Raw genomic sequence first — 1,091 nt, 5'->3', positions numbered from 1 at the left:
TCCCGCGCCGTTCGAGAAGCCATCGAAACCTGCGCCGGGAAGAGCATCGAGCCGCTTCCTCCACAACCGTTGCGCCGACCTGTCTCCCTGCTGTCGTGCAAGGTGCTCGAGTAGCTCACATACGTCCCGGGCCCGGACTTTCAATCCATGGAGATCTGCAATGCGGAACGCCTCCTCGAGCCGATTCCTCGCTTCTCTTTCCGCGCCTTCAGCCACAAGTACCCTTCCCAGAGCGGTGAGGACGGCGATCCTGGTATCGACCCGCTTCAGGTCGTCGAGCATACCTTCGGCATCGCGGGCATGGCGCAGCGCCAGCTTCTGCCGCCCCTGCTCGCTTTCATAAGTCGCCGCCGCAGCCAGCTTGAGTGCACACCAGTCGAACTCACCCAACCGCCGATAGAGACGTGCTGCTTCGAGTGAGAGCCTGGTCGCCTCGCTCAACTCGCCGAGCAGGTGAAGCGCCGATCCGCAGTTGTCGAGCAAGAACACTCGCAGTCTCGGTGGTACGCCGGCCTCCATCACCGCCAATGTCGCTTCCAGGAAGACGCGAGCCCTGACCGCGGCGCCGCTGGATGCCAGCAGGACCGCCATCAGAGCCGTGGCACGCCAGCGGGCTTCGGATTGACCGTCGAGCAGGTCCAGTGCTTGCTCGACGCGCCGCAATGCCAGATCCCTGGCTCCCATCCTGTCGTAGCAGAAACTCGCACTGGTACGAGCCAGCCCGGCCATCTCGCCGTCTGTTCCCGCCGCGGCTTCGGCTGCCGCATCGAAGGCCCAGCCGGCCTCGAGGGGCTTGCCCTCGTCGAAGAGCCGCTTCCCCTCCTCGAAGAGTTCTTCCGCCGTCGACTCCACTTGGAAACAGCCCGAGGGCCGTGCGGCCAGGGCTTCGATGAAGAGATCCGCCAGATCCATGCCGTAGACCCGGCAGAGCACCTGAACGTCGTCGAAGTGAACCGACACGTCGCCCCGTTCCAGCTCCGAAAGGCGCGAACGGGAAACCGGTGAACCCAGCTTCGCGGTCAACTCCTCGACCTTCGACAGGGACAAACCCCGATCGCCGCGAAGCTGCCGCAGCAACCTTCCGATCGATC

At 64.4% G+C, this 1,091-nt stretch carries 1 protein-coding gene; it reads right to left on the bottom strand.

All coding sequences use genetic code 11. From position 1 onward, the window contains the following. Nucleotides 1-1,077 (bottom strand): helix-turn-helix transcriptional regulator (locus Q9Q40_15620; GenBank protein MDQ7008650.1); only part of this gene is annotated, 1,077 nt, incomplete at its 3' end. Between the last annotated feature and the right edge of the window lie 14 nt (nt 1,078-1,091).

The organism is Acidobacteriota bacterium, assembly GCA_030949985.1.
GTDB lineage: Bacteria > Acidobacteriota > Polarisedimenticolia > J045 > J045 > JALTMS01.
This window is presented reverse-complemented; position numbering and strand designations above follow the sequence as displayed.